General features: G+C 72.3%; 13 protein-coding genes. 8 read left to right on the top strand and 5 right to left on the bottom strand.

The genetic code is table 11. The features are described from left to right. Positions 1 to 19: 19 nt before the first annotated feature. Positions 20 to 1,639, bottom strand: coding sequence for an alkaline phosphatase D family protein (locus ACYVPE_RS08595; protein ID WP_461032836.1), 1,620 nt, complete (start codon positions 1,637 to 1,639; stop codon positions 20 to 22). Positions 1,640 to 1,990: 351 nt separating this feature from the next. Here ACYVPE_RS08595 and ACYVPE_RS08600 point away from each other — a divergent pair, with 351 nt between their 5' ends. Continuing rightward, positions 1,991 to 3,529, top strand: coding sequence for an alkaline phosphatase D family protein (locus ACYVPE_RS08600; protein WP_461032855.1), 1,539 nt, complete (start codon positions 1,991 to 1,993; stop codon positions 3,527 to 3,529). A 66-nt stretch (positions 3,530 to 3,595) separates the two neighbouring features. Here ACYVPE_RS08600 and ACYVPE_RS08605 read toward each other — a convergent pair whose 3' ends face one another. Together ACYVPE_RS08605 and ACYVPE_RS08610 are read right to left on the bottom strand one after the other, a co-directional pair. Continuing rightward, positions 3,596 to 4,171 carry a TerD family protein gene (locus ACYVPE_RS08605; RefSeq protein WP_461032837.1) on the bottom strand — a complete coding sequence of 192 codons (576 nt, stop codon included), beginning with the start codon at positions 4,169 to 4,171 and terminating at the stop codon, positions 3,596 to 3,598. 100 nt (positions 4,172 to 4,271) lie between these two features. Further along, on the bottom strand, positions 4,272 to 4,727 hold the full coding sequence (locus tag ACYVPE_RS08610) for a tellurite resistance TerB family protein (RefSeq protein ID WP_461032838.1): 456 nt from the start codon (positions 4,725 to 4,727) through the stop codon (positions 4,272 to 4,274). A 225-nt stretch (positions 4,728 to 4,952) separates the two neighbouring features. Here ACYVPE_RS08610 and ACYVPE_RS08615 point away from each other — a divergent pair, with 225 nt between their 5' ends. The 7 genes from ACYVPE_RS08615 (at position 4,953) to ACYVPE_RS08645 (ending at position 12,189) form a co-directional block, all read left to right on the top strand. Beyond that, positions 4,953 to 5,777 (top strand): endonuclease I family protein, encoded by an 825-nt coding sequence (locus ACYVPE_RS08615; RefSeq protein WP_461032839.1) that lies wholly within the window; start codon positions 4,953 to 4,955, stop codon positions 5,775 to 5,777. Positions 5,778 to 5,976: 199 nt separating this feature from the next. Beyond that, positions 5,977 to 7,254 carry an MFS transporter gene (locus ACYVPE_RS08620; protein ID WP_461032840.1) on the top strand — a complete coding sequence of 426 codons (1,278 nt, stop codon included), beginning with the start codon at positions 5,977 to 5,979 and terminating at the stop codon, positions 7,252 to 7,254. A 269-nt stretch (positions 7,255 to 7,523) separates the two neighbouring features. Next, positions 7,524 to 8,474, top strand: coding sequence for a phosphoglycerate dehydrogenase (locus ACYVPE_RS08625; protein ID WP_461032841.1), 951 nt, complete (start codon positions 7,524 to 7,526; stop codon positions 8,472 to 8,474). 59 nt (positions 8,475 to 8,533) lie between these two features. Further along, on the top strand, positions 8,534 to 9,694 hold the full coding sequence (locus ACYVPE_RS08630; RefSeq protein WP_461032842.1) for an enolase C-terminal domain-like protein: 1,161 nt from the start codon (positions 8,534 to 8,536) through the stop codon (positions 9,692 to 9,694). A 116-nt stretch (positions 9,695 to 9,810) separates the two neighbouring features. Further along, positions 9,811 to 11,235, top strand: coding sequence for an Nramp family divalent metal transporter (locus ACYVPE_RS08635; RefSeq protein ID WP_461032843.1), 1,425 nt, complete (start codon positions 9,811 to 9,813; stop codon positions 11,233 to 11,235). Between the two features lie 76 nt (positions 11,236 to 11,311). Next, positions 11,312 to 11,596 (top strand): hypothetical protein, encoded by a 285-nt coding sequence (locus ACYVPE_RS08640; RefSeq protein WP_461032844.1) that lies wholly within the window; start codon positions 11,312 to 11,314, stop codon positions 11,594 to 11,596. A 110-nt stretch (positions 11,597 to 11,706) separates the two neighbouring features. Then, on the top strand, positions 11,707 to 12,189 hold the full coding sequence (locus ACYVPE_RS08645) for a hypothetical protein (RefSeq protein WP_461032845.1): 483 nt from the start codon (positions 11,707 to 11,709) through the stop codon (positions 12,187 to 12,189). A 128-nt stretch (positions 12,190 to 12,317) separates the two neighbouring features. Here the strand turns inward: ACYVPE_RS08645 and ACYVPE_RS08650 are convergent, their stop codons facing one another. Then, positions 12,318 to 13,055, bottom strand: coding sequence for an alpha/beta fold hydrolase (locus ACYVPE_RS08650; RefSeq protein ID WP_461032846.1), 738 nt, complete (start codon positions 13,053 to 13,055; stop codon positions 12,318 to 12,320). 87 nt (positions 13,056 to 13,142) lie between these two features. Further along, a complete protein-coding gene (locus ACYVPE_RS08655) occupies positions 13,143 to 13,796 on the bottom strand; it encodes an SDR family oxidoreductase (RefSeq protein ID WP_461032847.1) in 654 nt (217 codons plus the stop codon). Positions 13,797 to 13,991 lie beyond the last annotated feature (195 nt).

A 13,991-nucleotide genomic window follows, 5' to 3' on the forward strand; every position in this document is an offset into this window, starting at 1 on the left:
AGGTTGCCGTCCGGCCGGGCTACGCCAGCTCGACGCCTGGCCGCCCGTTCTCCACCCGGAGCCTGGCCAGGGTGCCGGCCGTGGCCCGCGGCTGCCGGACGGTGTCCACGGTCCGCACCTGGGCGTCGATCCCGTTCCTGTCGATGTCGAACAGGTGGTAGCCGCGGTGCGCGTCGAGCAGCTTCCAGTGCGGGTTGTCGGGCCGCCGCGGATCCCACTCGGCGCGGAACGCCGCCTGGTCCTGGTCGCCGTTGGCGCTGATCGAGGTGGACACGAACTCGGCGCCGACCACCTGGGACGACGGCTCGGCGAAGTCCCGCCGCAGGTCGCTGACCATCGTCAGGTGGCGGTCTCCCGAGAGCACCACCGGGTTGCGGATGGCGGCGAACTCGCCGAGCAGCTCGTCGCGTTCCACCTGGTAGCCGTCCCAGGCGTCGTAGAACCACTGCTTGCCCTCGCCGACGAGCAGGTCGGTCTCGGCCATCATGATCTGCGAACCGATCAGGTTCCAGCGGGCCGGGGAGCGGCGCAGCCCTTCGAGCATCCAGCGCTTCTGCTCGGCGCCCAGCATGGTCAGCAGCGGGTTCCCGGCGCCCTCCTGGCTGGTTGCCTGGTCGCTGCGGTACTGCCGGGTGTCGAGCACCTGGAGCCTGGCGAGCCGCCCGAAGTCGAGGCGGCGGTGCGCCCTGATGTGCGGCCCGGACGGCACGGCGGTGGCCCGCACCGGCATGTGCTCGTAGAACGCCTGGTAGGCGGCGGTCAGCCGGGCGACGAACGCGTCGTGCGGCTGCCGGTCCGGGTCCTGCGGGATCTCGCCGGCGAAGTCGTTGTCCACCTCGTGGTCGTCGAAGGTGACGATCCAGGGCGCCTCGGCGTGCATCCGCAGCAGGTCGGGGTCGGTGCGGTACTGGGCGTAGCGGTTGCGGTACTGGGCCAGCGAGTACGGCTCGCCGCCGCCCTCGTGGCGGCGCACGGCGGTGGCCGAGGGGGCGCTCTCGTAGATGTAGTCGCCGACGAACAGCACCGCGTCGACGTCCTGGTCCGCCATGTCGGCGTACGGGGTGAACCAGCCGTGCTGCCAGTTCTGGCAGGAGGCCAGCGCCAGCCGCAGCCGGCCCTCCGCGTGGGCGGGCGGTGCGGTGCGGGTGCGCCCGACGGGGGAGAGCTGGCGGCCGACCCGGAACCGGTACCAGTGGTCACGGTGCGGGCGCAGGCCCCGGACGTCGACGTGCACGCTGTGCCCGAGCGCCGGCTCGGCCAGGACGGTGCCCCACCCGACGACCCGGCGGAACCTGGCGTCCTCGGCGATCTGCCAGTGCACGGTGAACGCCGCGTCGGGCATGCCGCCGCCGTTGAGGGGGTCCGGGGCGAGCCTGGTCCACAGCACCACGCCGTCGGGCAGGGGATCGCCGGAGGCCACCCCGAGCGAGAACGCCCCGTCGGGGACCGGGGGTTCGGTGGGCGCGGTCGCCGTCCTGTCCGGCGCGGGGGCGGTCCTGGTGGCGTTCCGGACGGGCTCCTCGACAGCGCCGGCGGGCGCGGCGCCGGCCAGCTGTCCCATCGCCGCGCTGCCGAGGGCCGTGGCGCCGGCGGTGAGAAAGCGGCGTCGGCCGGTGCCTGGTCCGGGGATGGTGGGCATGGCGGACATGGCGTCCCTTCCGGAGTGGGGAGAGTCACGCTTCCGGGTGAGACGGTGACAGCCGAGCGATACCGATCCCTTAACGCGGGTGAGCCGCGACCTTACGGCGCCATGTGGCGTACCCCCCGTGGCAGTTGGCCACCCGGCCGCGCGGTGACCGAATCGGGGAGGAATGTTCCGTTCGCCCGGGCTTCGCGGAACGGCGTCGACTGTTCACCCGTCGCTCTCCGGCGCGACGGAACCGGCTGCTTCCATCGCGAGCCGTTGGAAGTGTTCCGGCGCCCGTCGTCGGAACCCGATAGGGGAGTCACCTTGTCCAGCCCCTCACTGGATCGCCGCCGCCTGCTCGTCATGGCGGGCGGCACCGCACTGGCCGCCGCCCTGCCGCTCTCCGGCGCCACGGCCGCGACCGTCAGGGAGTCCCCGCGGCTCACCGGATACCCCTTCGCGCTCGGCGTCGCCTCAGGCGACCCGCTGCCCGACGGCGTGGTGCTGTGGACCAGGCTGGCCCCCGACCCGCTGGCGCCCGACGGGCGCGGCGGCATGCCCGAGGTGGCCGTGCCGGTGGACTGGCAGGTGGCCGCCGACCCCGGCTTCCGCCGCGTCGTGCGCTCCGGCGTCGCCCGCGCCACCCCCGAGCTCGGCCACTCCGTGCATGTGGACGTGCGCGGCCTGCGCCCCGACCGCGAGTACTGGTACCGCTTTCGGGCCGCCAGGCAGCTCAGCGAGACCGGCCGCACCAGGACGGCGCCGGCCGCCGACGCCACGCCGAACTCGCTCACCTTCGGCTACCTCAGCTGCCAGAACTACTTCGAGGGCCACTTCACGGCGCTGCGGCACCTGGCCGAAGAGGACCTGGACGTGGTGCTGCACCTCGGCGACTACATCTACGAGATCAGCGAGCCGAGCGGGATCGGCCGCGACCACCTCCCGGTCGGCGAGCCCTACTCGCTCGCCGACTACCGGGTCAGGCACGGCCAGTACAAGACCGACCCCGACCTGCGGGCCGCGCACGCCGCCGCGCCCTGGATCGTCACCCTTGACGACCACGAGGTCGACAACGACTGGGCCGGCGACATCGGCGGCGAGGGCGAGACCGGCGACGACTTCCTCGCCCAGCGCGCCGCGGCCTTCCAGGCGTACTACGAGCACCTGCCGCTGCGCCGGAGCGCGCTGCCCTCGGGCCCGCACATGTCGCTGTACCGCCGCTTCGACTACGGCGACCTGGCCCGCTTCAACGTGCTCGACGGCCGGCAGTACCGGGACGACCAGGTCTGCTACGGCCCGGGCCGTGACCACGACTGCGCCGAGCGCCGCGCCGCGGACCGGACCATGCTCGGCGCCGAGCAGGAGCACTGGCTGGCCGAGGGGCTGCGGGACTCGGACGCGGTCTGGGACGTGCTGGCCAACCAGGTGCTGATGATGCAGGCGGACGCCGCGGCCGGCCAGGAGCGGGACTTCGGCATGGACACCTGGGACGGCTATGTGGCGGCCAGGGACCGGCTCTTCGGCGACGTGCTGCGGAACGGGGTCGACAACTTCGTGGTGTTGACCGGCGACGCGCACCGGAACCTGGCCGGCGACCTCAGGGCCGACTTCGACGATCCGGACTCCGAAACCGTGGGCGCCGAGTTCATGGCCACCTCGATCACCTCCAGCGGCGACGGCGCGGACCACGACGAGTGGGGCCGCCGCTGGCTCGCCGAGAACCCGCACATGCGCTTCCACAACGGGCAGCGCGGCTACGGCCGTTGCCGGGTGACCCGGGACGAGTGGGTGACCGACTACCGGGTGGTGCCCTACGTCAGCCGGCCAGGCGCCCCGATCTCCACCCGGGCCAGCGTCTACCTGGCGGCCGGCCGGCCGGGGATCGCCCAGGTCGAGGCGTGACGACGCGGGGCGCCGGCGCGGGATCATCCCGCGCCGGCGCCCCGGTCGTCGAAGGCCGCGCTCGGCTCAGACGTTGACGCCGTAGTCGGAGGCGATCCCCGCCAGGCCGGAGGCGTACCCCTGGCCCACGGCGCGGAACTTCCACTCGGCGCCGTGCCGGTAGAGCTCCCCGAAGATCATCGCCGTCTCGGTGGCCGCGTCCTCGCTGAGGTCGTAGCGGGCGATCTCCGCGTTGTCGGCCTGGTTGACCACGCGGATGAAGGCGTTGCGGATCTGGCCGAAGCTCTGCCCGCGCGCCACCGCGTCGTGGATGGAGACGGGGAAGACGACCGAGGTGACGTCCGGCGGCACGGTGGCCAGGTTCACCTTGATCGCCTCGTCGTCGCCCTCGCCCTCACCGGTGAGGTTGTCGCCGGTGTGCTCCACGGAGCCGTCGGGGCTGGTCAGGTTGTTGTAGAAGACGAAGTGCTGGTCGGAGACGACCTTGCCGGCCGCGGTGCACAGCAGCGCGCTGGCGTCCAGGTCGTAGTCGGCGCCCGTCGTCGTACGAACGTCCCAGCCGAGCCCGACCACCACCGCGGTCAGACCGGGCGCCTCCTTGGTCAGCGAGACATTGCCGCCCTTGGAAAGGGATACTCCCACGCTCTCCTCCTCGATGCGTATGGGGTCGTAACACAGGTGCCCGCTCGGGCTCCGATGATGAAATCTACAGCAGTGTCGAAATTGTCCCCGAGCGGGTCGCTCAGAGGTCGAACTCCGCGGGCGGCAACCCGAGCGCGAAGCACGCCTCACGGACCACGCCACGCTCCTGCTCGTCGAAGTTCCCGTCCGCGCCGCCGATCACGATGCCGATCTGGATGACGGCCCGTGCCTCCGCCGGCTTCTTCTTGGCCTTGGCGACCTCCTGCAGGAGGCTGACCTTACCGAAGTCGAAGTCCGCGGTGAGCTTGTCGACGCAATTCTCGAAGCGCTGTTGCAGATCCGCGGCGTCGAAGTTCTGCAGCACCTCGTTGCTCGCGATCAGCTGGGCCACGCGGCGGCGCTCGGCCGGGTCGATCGAGCCGTCCGCCGCGGCCACCAGGGCGCAGATCGCCATGCTCGCGTCGCGGAACGCCCCGCTCTTGAGGTCGTTCTTCTTGGCGTTCAGCTGAGTCTGCATCGTCGACGCGGACTCCTTGATGCGGTCCCACAGGGCCATGGAGGAACTCCGTTGATCGGCTGGAGAGTCACTTTCTACGGAAGTGTAGAACCAATGGTGGGGCCTGTGTGACGAGGGGCGTACGGGTGGGTGACGGGTGACGCGCGTAGTTTCGCGAACCGCATGGCAGGTACATATCAGTATCGAACGGCCGCCCGCCCGGGGGCCGTTCGCGCCGCGCGGCCCGCGTCGCGCGGTGACCCCCACCACCGCGAAAGGCCCCCCATGCACCGGACCCTGCTGACCGGCGCCGTCACCATCGCCCTCATATCCCCGCTGCCGCTCGCCACCGCGACCGCGACCGCGACCGCGACCGCGGCCCAGCCTGCGCCCGCGGCCGCCGCCCTGGACGACGCCTCCTCCGCCTCCTATTACGACGACGCGCTCGGCCTCAGCGGCGACGCGCTGAAGGACGCGCTGCACGAGATCGTCAGCACCGGCGTCACCACCCTCACCTACGCCCAGGTCTGGGACGCGCTCAAGGAGACCGACCAGGACCCGGCCAACCCGGCCAACGTCGTCCTCCTCTACACCGGCCAGTCGCGCTCCGCCGACCGCAACGGCGGCAACGTCGGCGACTGGAACCGGGAGCACGTCTGGGCCCAGTCCCACGGCGACTTCGGCACCGGCCGCGGCCCCGGCACCGACGTCCACCACCTGCGCGCCGCCGACGTGCAGGTCAACAGCTCGCGCGGGAACAAGGACTTCGACGACGGCGGCTCCCCGGTCTCCAACGCCCCCGGCAACTACACGGACTCCGACTCCTGGGAGCCGCGCGACCAGGACAAGGGCGACATCGCCAGGATGCTCTTCTACATGGCGGTGCGCTACGAGGGCGGCGACGGCTTCGCCGACCTCGAACTCAACGACGCCGTGAACAACGGCAGCCGCCCCCTCCACGGCCGGCTCTCCACCCTCCTCGAGTGGAACGAACTCGACCCGCCGTCGGCCTTCGAGGAGCGCCGCAACGAACTGATCTACGACGATTACCAGGGCAACCGGAACCCCTTCGTCGACCACCCGGAGTGGGCCGAGGCCATCTGGGGCTGAGGCAGCCGATGGCACCCCCGCCCACGCCCCGCTCGCCTTCACCCTCGCGCGCCGGTGAGCGCGGGGCGGGGGCGGGACGGCGCGGCCGGCGCTCGGGAGGGGCGGGAAACGCCTGGCCAGGGCGTGCGGGGCGGACATACACTCCGGCGGGGCGTGCCACCGGGCGCGGCCTTCCTCGTCGTGCCCGTCGGAGCGATCGATGTCCCCCCGTACCGCCTCCGGCGGCGGCCGGCCCGTCCGGGCCAGGCTCGCCGTCGCCGCGCTGTTCTTCGTCAACGGATTCGTCTTCTCCAACGTCGTCCCGCGCTACCCGGAGATCAAGGCCGAGCTCGCCCTCTCCAACGCCGCCCTCGGCACCGCCATCGCCGCCATGCCGCTCGGCGCGCTGCTGCTCGGCCTGTCCGCCGGGCCGCTGATCAAACGGTTCGGCTCGGCGCGCACGGCGGTGGTCAGCCAGGTGCTGATGGGCGTCAACATCGTCCTGGTCGGCTCCGCGCCGGGCTTCGCCGTGCTGTGCGTCGCGATCTTCGTCGCCGGTGGCCTCGACGGGACCAACGACGTGGCGATGAACGCCCACGGGATGCGGGTGCAGCGGCGCTACGGCCGGTCGATCCTGAACGCGTTCCACGGACTGTGGAGCGTCGGGGCGGTGGTGGGCGGGGTGACCGGCGCCGCGGCCGCGCAGTTCGAGCTGCCGCTCGTCGTCCACCTCTGCCTGGTCGGCGCGGTCGCCGTGACCTCGGCCCTGGTCTCTTCGCGGTTCCTGCTGCCGGGACACGACGACACGGAGCGCGAACCGGCCGCGGCGCCCGCCGCCGGCACCCCGGGCGCGGGGCGGGTCTGGCTGCGCCGGCCGGTGCTGGTGGCGTTCGCCGTGCTCGGGCTGATGACGGCGGCCACCACCGTCGTGGAGGACGCGCCGAGCTCCTGGGGCGCGGTGTACCTCCAGAACGAGCTGGGGGCGGGACCGTTCGTCGGCGGGCTCGCCTTCATGGCGCTCCAGGGCACCCAGACCGTCGGCCGGCTGCTCGGCGACCGGGTGGTCCAGCGGCTCGGTGACCGGACGACCGCCAGGATCGGTGGCGTTCTGGTGGTCACCGGGATGGGCGCGGCGCTGCTCTGGCCCTCGGTGCCGAGCACGATCGTCGGCTTCGGCCTCGCCGGTCTCGGCATCGCGACGCTGATCCCGGCCGCGATGCACGCGGCCGACGAGGTGCCGGGACTCTCGCCGGGCGTCGGCATCAGCGTGGCGGCCTTCCTGCTGCGCATCGGCCTGCTGGTCTCGCCGCCCGTGGTGGGGCTGATCGCGGACGCCCACTCCATCCGTCTTGGCCTGACCGTGGTGCCGCTGGCCGGCCTGGTGATCCTGCTGACCTCGCGCGCCCTGGACACCGGGCGCCATCCGACGCCGGCGGGCCGGGGCGCGCCGACCGCGGCCGAGGCGTCGCGCCAGCCGGCTCGCCAGCCGGGCGCCTGACGCACGGCCCGCTCCCACCCGCCGGCTCCCACCCGCCGGCTCCCACCCGCCGGCTCCCACCCGCCCGCTTCCTTCCGGCGGTTGACCGCCGGCGTGCGCGGATGGCCGGAACTCGCCGCGATCTTGCGTGATCCGCGCAGCCTTAGGCGCAGAACCCGGTGACCTCGCCGTTATCACGCGCGAAATGCGCGATAACCCTTGCGCGAAACAAACAACCATGTCACGGTTGCCGGCATCACGATCCTGTCGGCCGCACGGGAAGCCGAGGCATGCCCACCACGCTCATCACCACTCCCACCTTCGCGCGCTACTCCCGCGACCCCTGGAACCTGCTGGAGAACGCCGGCGCGGGACCGGTACGCCCCGTCGAGGACGCCGCACTCCCGGGTTCCGAACTCCTCGCCAGGGTGGGCACGGCCGACGCGCTGATCGTCGGCATGGACCCCGTCACCGCCGAGGTCATCGAGGCCGCCGACCGGCTGAAGGTCATCGCCAAGCACGGCGTGGGCGTGGACACCATCGACCTGGCCGCCGCCCGGGCCCGCGGCATCCGCGTCACCTACGCCCCGGGCAGCAACTCCCGCGCCGTCGCCGAGTTCACCTTCGGCCTCCTCCTCGACGCCGCCCGCCGGATCACCGAGGCCGACGCCCGGCTGCGCGCCGGCGGCTGGCCCAAGCTCTTCGGCCCCGAGCTCGCCGGCAAGACCCTCGCGATCGTCGGCTTCGGCCGCATCGGCCGGCTGCTCGCCGGCTACGCCCAGGCGTTCGGCATGACCGTGCTCGCCCACGACCCCTACCTGCCGGACGCCGAGATCACCGCCCGCGGCGCCCGCCCGACCGACCTGGCCGGCTGCCTCGCCGAGGCCCACTTCACCAGCCTCCACCTGCCGGCCGACCCCGGCGCGCCGCCCCTGCTCGACGCCGCGGCGCTGCGCGCCATGCGCCCCGGCTCCTACCTGATCAACGCGGCCCGCGGCGGCCTGGTCGACGAGGACGCCCTGGCCGCGCTGCTGGTCGAGGGCCACCTGGCCGGCGCGGCCGTCGACGCCTTCGCGAGCGAGCCGCTCGGCGACAGCGCGCTGCGCTCCGCCCCCAACGTCGTGCTCACTCCCCACATGGCGGCCTGCAGCCACGAGGCGAACCGGGAGATGGGCGTCATGGTCGCCGAGGACGTGGTCCGCGCACTGGCGGGCGAGGAGCCGCGCCACGAGGCGCCCTGAACCGGCGCAGTGAACCGGCGCCCTGAACCGGAAGGACCCCCAGTGAAGAAGGAGACCCCGTGAAGATCGACCGGATACGCGTGGACAAGGCGAAGTTCGAGATGCGCGACTTCGCCAAGCACCCCACCGGGTTCTCCCTCGTCTACGAGCCGGGCAGTAGCAAGCAGGTCAGCGCCTACGCGGTGCGCGTGTACACCGACGAGGGCGTGGTCGGCGAGTACGTCGGCGGCAACTCGGTGGCCGCCGCCCAGCTGAGGATGTTCGGCGACTACCTCATCGGCAAGGACCCGTTCCAGCGCGAGCTGATCTACAACGACGTCAAGCGGCAGCTCCGCAAGTTCGACAAGATGGGCATGGGCCTGATCGACATCCCGCTCTGGGACCTCGCGGGCCGCGCCTTCGGCGTCTCCGTCCGCACCCTGCTCGGCGGCTGGAAGACCCGGCTGCCCGCCTACGCCTCCACCGCGGCCGGCGACCGCGCCGGCGGCCTCGACAGCGCCGAGGCGTACGCTGACTTCGCCGTGCAGTGCCGTGAACTCGGCTACCGCGCCTACAAGTTGCACGTCTGGGACGACTACGAGGTGGCCGAGGTGGTGCGCACCATCCAGGCCGTGCGCGACGCCGTCGGGCCCGAGATGGACCTGATGCTCGACCCCGGCTCCAAGCTGGAGACGTTCGCGCACGCCGTCCAGGTCGGGCGTGCCTGCGACGAGGCGAACTACCTCTGGCTCGAGGACCCCTACAAGGACACCGGCATCTCGCTCCAGGGCCACAAGCGGCTGCGCGAGTTGATCCGCACCCCGCTGCTCCAGACCGAGCACGTCCGCGGCCTGGAACAGCACGTCGACTTCGCGGTCGGCGGCGGCACCGACTTCGTGCGCGCGGACGCCGAGTACGACGGCGGCATCACCGGCGCCCTCAAGATCGCCCACGCCACCGAGGGGCTCGGCCTCGACGTCGAACTGCACACCCCAGGGCCGGCCCAGCGCCAGCTGATGGCGTCGATCCGCAACACCAACTACTACGAGATGTCGTTCGTCCACCCCAAGTCGACCGAGATCGGCCGCAGTCAGCTGATCTACGCGGACGACTACCGGGACGGCCTGACCGCCGTCGGCCCGGACGGCTGCGTGCCGGTCCCCGAGGGCCCCGGGCTCGGCATCGCGTACGACTGGGACGTGATCGAGGCGCACACCGTGGAGACCGTCGAGTTCTCCTGACCGCGCCACGCGCGCCACCCCCTCCGCTCCTTCCCCGCTGGTCTCCCCGGACCGCCCCCCTACCTCCCCACCCCGCTCCCGGTCCGGCATCGGCGCCGGACAGAGAGGACCTTGGCATGGCTGCGACACAGGCCGACTCGGTGGCCGGCGCCACCGAGAACGTCGACCCCTACCGGCTCGACCCGAAGGACGTGCTCGAACCGCCCACCACGTTCAGCGGGCGGCTGCGCTACCTCGGTCCCGGTCTGGTGCTCTCGGCCGCCATCGTCGGCTCGGGCGAACTGATCGCCACCACCGCGCTGGGCGCCAGGGCCGGCTTCGTGCTGCTCTGGCTGGTCATCATCAGCGCCACCGTCAAGGTCTGGATCCAGGCCGAACTCGCCCGCTGGACCATCCTCAACGGCCGTACCGCGCTGGAGGGTTACCGGGACGTCAGCCCCAGGATCGGCCCCCTCGGCTGGATCAACTGGCTGTGGATCGGCATGGACTTCGCCAAGATGTTCCAGCGCGGCGGCATCATCGGCGGCACCGCCGCCGCCTGCTCCATCATGTGGCCGATCACCGGCGAGGCGCTGAGTTTCGCCTCGCTCGCCACCTGGACGGTCGTCATCACCGCCAGCGCCGTGCTGCTCCTGCAGACCGGCCGCTACGCGACCGTCGAACGGGCCGCCGTCGTGTCCGTCATCATCTTCACCACGATCACCGTCGGCCTGGCGCTCGCCCTGCCGTTCACCGACTTCGGCTACGGCCCCTCCGACCTCGGCGAGGGCCTGAGCTTCACGATCCCCGCCGGCACCCTCGGCATCGCCATCGCCATGTTCGGCCTCACCGGCGTCGGCGCCGACGAGATGACCACCTACACCTACTGGTGCATGGAGAAGGGCTACGCCCGCTGGACGGGCCCCGACGACGGCTCCGAGGAGCGGGCCAGGCGCGCCGAGGGCTGGCTGAAGGTGATGCGCCTCGACGTCACCGTCTCCTGGCTGGTCTGCACCCTGTGCACCCTCGCCTTCTACGTCATCGGCGCCTCCGTGCTGCACCCCCAGGACCTGGTGCCCGAGGGCAACGAGGTGATCAGCACCCTCTCCCGGATGTACACCGACACCATGGGTCCCTGGGCCAAGTACGTCTTCCTGGTGGGCGCGATCGCCGTGCTCTACTCCACCCTCATCGGCTCCACCGCCAGCGTGCCGCGGCTGTGGGCCAACTCCCTCGGCCTGCTCGGCGTCATCGACTGGAACGACCTGCGGGTCCGCCGCCGCACCATCCGGCTGCTCACCATCGTCCTCCCGCCGCTGTGGGCCGCCTCCTTCCTGTGGGTCCAGTCGCCGGTGCTGATGGTGCAGATCGGCGGCATCGGCGGCGGAATCTTCCTGTGCGCCGTGGTCGTCGCCGTCTGGCGGCTGCGCACCGTCGGCGTCGACCGGCGGTTCCGCGGCAACCCCTGGCTCACCGTCGCCCTGGTGCTGAGCAGCGCGGCCATCGCCTTCCTCGGCGTCTACGCCGTCCTGGACGTCTTCGGCATCTCCGTCGCCGAGTAGCCCCCGGCGTCTGTCCGTCCGTCTTCCGTCCGCCCTCGGCGGACACCGTGACCGCCGTGTCCCACCCCGGGCAGGGATGCCGGGGGCGGCCGAGCTGGTGGCGCCGGGCGGGGTCCTCCTCGTCGGCTGGCACGGCGCCCCGCCGCCCTGGGCGCCTGGCCACCACCACGAGATCGGTTCCCTCACCCCCGACGAGGTGCTCGCCCAGCTCGACCTGCCGGCGGGGGAGTGGCGGCTGCTGCTCGCCGACACCAGGCTGCACGGCATGCCGCACCCGGAGGGCCGGCTGGCGCTGCGCACCGACCAGGTGCTCAAGCTCCGCAGGGCCGCCGACGAGGACCGGCCGGGGCGCTTTGTGTGAGGAGAGCGTAATGACACTAATTAACCGTTGCGGGTGAAGTCATGGGCCGATCGGCCCTGATGTGGGGATTGTCCTGGAGGACCGACCCACGAACGCAAAGCGAGGGCAAGATGGCCATGGACCTGGAGGACCTGGTCTCCGGGGAGAAGATGATCGTGAGCGCCCACTCTGGGGGCGTGCTGATCCCCGACTCCTTCATCAACAAACGGCAGCACATGAAGGCGCTGCGCGCGGGCCACGGGGAGCTCGAGGGCAACCATCGGTGGACCTTCGCCAAGGCCGCCGACGACACCTTCGTCATCGGGCACGTCAGCAGCGGTCGTTACATGGAACCGCTGCGCAAGAGCGAGGCCGCCGCGATCTACGAGAACGTCAGATACCAGGGGCCGATCCTGCTCGAGGTCGGCCCCCTGACCGACGCGCAGGACCAGTGGGAGCTGCGCAAGAAAGGGGACTACTACCAGATCGGGCTCAAGGACACCCGCTTCGTCGTGGGGCTGACGCACCCGGACCACGGCGACAGCTGGGTGACCCTCCTCGACCCGTGGTGGAGCATGGATCGCCTCTGGCTGATCCAGGACGTGCCCGCCTGACGGGGCGTCCGATGAGCGCGTGAGGGGTGGCGGCGGGCGGAAGGCGCCTCGACCGCCGCCACCCCCGTTCGGCGAACCGCCCGGGGGGCGGACCACCCGAGGGGTGGACCGCCCGGGGAGGGGGAGCGTCAGCCGCGCTCGACCGCCGCCCAGTGGCGGCGCAGCTCCTCGGCGCCCTGCTTGGGCTGCTCCAGCGGCCACCAGTGGTCGGAGTTCAGCGCGACGAAGCGGGCCCCGGTGCGGGCGGCCAGCTTCACGCCGTGCTGCGGCGCCTGGTAGCGGTCGTGGTTGCCCCAGATGACAAGACCGGGCGGGAGTTCGGCGTTCTCCTCTGGCCACCAGTCGCCGATGTAGACGGCGGAGCGGTAGAAGGCCAGCCCGGCGTTGAACATGGTGGCGTCGTAGTGCTCGGCGGTCACCGGCGCGTGGTACTCGGGCACGCCGGCCTCGCCGAGGCCGATGATCTGCCACTCGCGCGGGTAGCCGAGGTACTCGTCCCTGGCGGCCTCGCCCAGCGTGGTGGTCTGCCAGACCCGGGCGTTGTGGTGCCACGACCAGTCCGGGTCGCAGGTCGAGGTGAGGGCCCAACTCCGCAGCAGCTCAGGGTTGTTCTTGAGCACGCTGTGCAGCACCATGCCGCCCACGTCGTGCGCGACGACGTGCACGGGCCGGCGGAATCTTCTCAGCTCGCCGGTCAGCCACTCGGCCAGCTCCCACCGGGTGCCGGTGAGGCCGTCCGGCATGTCCCCGCCGTAGCCCGGCAGGTCGAGGGCCTCCGTGTCGTAGCCCCGCAGGTGCTCGCGGAGCGGGTCCCAGAGCCGGTGTGTGTCGGGATAACCGTGGATGAAGACGACTTTGGTCGACATGGGTGCCTTCCAATCCTCGACGTTGGTCGAGCGTCGGGTGATGAGTGCGGTGCATCGGATGGCGGCTGTGGGCCCCCGTGGTGCGGCTCAGGACAGTTCGGCGACGGAGGCCAGTGCCTGGTCCATCGGGACGCCGCCGCCTTGGAGGTCGAAGAGCCGGCGGTGGGTCGCGGGTTCGTCGAGGCAGGCGACGGCCACCGCGGCCAGGTCGCCGCGGGAGAGCGAGCCGCCGTCGAGGTTCCTGGCCACCGTGACGTAGCCGGTGGGCCCGCCGCCGTTCAGCCACGGCGGCCGGATCACGGTCCAGACCAGCCCCGAGCGGACCAGGTGGTCGTCCGCCTGTCCCTTGGCGGCGGCCACCCGGCGGAGGAAGAACGGGATGCGCTTGGGGTTGTCGCTGCCCATCATGGAGATCTGGATCCACCGCCCGACGCCGGCCCGCTCGGCGGCGTCGATGGCCCTGATGATCCCGTCCCGGTCCACCTTCCGCGCCGTCCGGCCCGAAGTGGTGCGGCCGGCCGCCGCGTTGATGACGACGTCGCAGCCGCCGAGCGCGGCCTCGACCTCCGCGGGCGAGGAGCTGACCAGGTCCAGCTGGACGGCCTCGGCGCCGGCGGCGCGCAGCCGCGCGGCCGAGTCCGGGCCGCGCGTGGTGGCGCGCACGTCCCGGCCGGCCTCCAGCAGTTGCCGGACGACGACGCTGCCGGTGCCGCCGGTCGCGCCGAAGACGGCGATCTTCATGGATCCCCCAGGGTGGGTGTGGGGCCGTGGGCCCGCGTCAGCGGGCGGCGGCCGGGGCGAAGCTGGCGGACGAGAGGGACGGCGTGGCGGCGGCGCCCGCCCGGTGGGCGAGAACGCCGGCCAGCGCCTCGGCGGCGGCCAGCGCCCCGGGCGCGGCGCCCCAGGCGGCGCAGGCGCAGACGGCCTGGGCGGCGG

Source organism: Streptomyces mayteni (assembly GCF_054783955.1).

Excerpts from the sequence above, each read along its gene's own strand:
- ACYVPE_RS08620 (WP_461032840.1), top strand. The coding sequence starts at position 5,977 with ATGTCCCCCCGTACCGCCTCCGGCGGCGGCCGGCCCGTCCGGGCCAGG.
- ACYVPE_RS08625 (WP_461032841.1), top strand. The coding sequence starts at position 7,524 with ATGCCCACCACGCTCATCACCACTCCCACCTTCGCGCGCTACTCCCGC.
- ACYVPE_RS08655 (WP_461032847.1), bottom strand. The coding sequence starts at position 13,796 with ATGAAGATCGCCGTCTTCGGCGCGACCGGCGGCACCGGCAGCGTCGTC.
- ACYVPE_RS08615 (WP_461032839.1), top strand. The coding sequence starts at position 4,953 with ATGCACCGGACCCTGCTGACCGGCGCCGTCACCATCGCCCTCATATCC.
- ACYVPE_RS08640 (WP_461032844.1), top strand. The coding sequence starts at position 11,312 with ATGCCGGGGGCGGCCGAGCTGGTGGCGCCGGGCGGGGTCCTCCTCGTC.
- ACYVPE_RS08635 (WP_461032843.1), top strand. The coding sequence starts at position 9,811 with ATGGCTGCGACACAGGCCGACTCGGTGGCCGGCGCCACCGAGAACGTC.
- ACYVPE_RS08645 (WP_461032845.1), top strand. The coding sequence starts at position 11,707 with ATGGCCATGGACCTGGAGGACCTGGTCTCCGGGGAGAAGATGATCGTG.
- ACYVPE_RS08610 (WP_461032838.1), bottom strand. The coding sequence starts at position 4,727 with ATGGCCCTGTGGGACCGCATCAAGGAGTCCGCGTCGACGATGCAGACT.
- ACYVPE_RS08600 (WP_461032855.1), top strand. The coding sequence starts at position 1,991 with ATGGCGGGCGGCACCGCACTGGCCGCCGCCCTGCCGCTCTCCGGCGCC.
- ACYVPE_RS08650 (WP_461032846.1), bottom strand. The coding sequence starts at position 13,055 with ATGTCGACCAAAGTCGTCTTCATCCACGGTTATCCCGACACACACCGG.
- ACYVPE_RS08595 (WP_461032836.1), bottom strand. The coding sequence starts at position 1,639 with ATGCCCACCATCCCCGGACCAGGCACCGGCCGACGCCGCTTTCTCACC.